Annotated in this window: 1 protein-coding gene; it reads right to left on the minus strand. The window is 69.0% G+C overall.

Annotated features, from left to right (window positions below):
* Positions 1-300 (minus strand): SDR family NAD(P)-dependent oxidoreductase (locus tag E5162_RS14700; protein WP_135945984.1); only part of this gene is annotated, 300 nt, incomplete at both ends.

The raw sequence follows: 300 nt of genomic DNA on the forward strand, positions 1-300 counted from the left end.
CGAAGAAGCCGGGCAGGATGGTGTTCACGCGGATGCCCTCGCGCGCCAGATCGCGCGCCATCGGCAGGGTCATGCCGTAAATGCCGCCCTTGGAGGCGGCGTAGGCGACCTGGCCGATCTCGCCGTCCTGGGCCGCGACCGAGGCGGTGTTGACGATGATGCCGCGCCCGCTCTTCGTCGGGTCCAGGCTGAGCATGCCTTCGGCAGCCCCGGCCGCGCAGTTGAACGAGCCGATCAGGTTCACGGTCACGACGAGCGCGAACTTGTCGAGCTGGTGGCGCACGATGTCGCCGGACGAGG

The organism is Marinicauda pacifica, assembly GCF_004793635.1.
Lineage (GTDB): Bacteria > Pseudomonadota > Alphaproteobacteria > Caulobacterales > Maricaulaceae > Marinicauda > Marinicauda pacifica.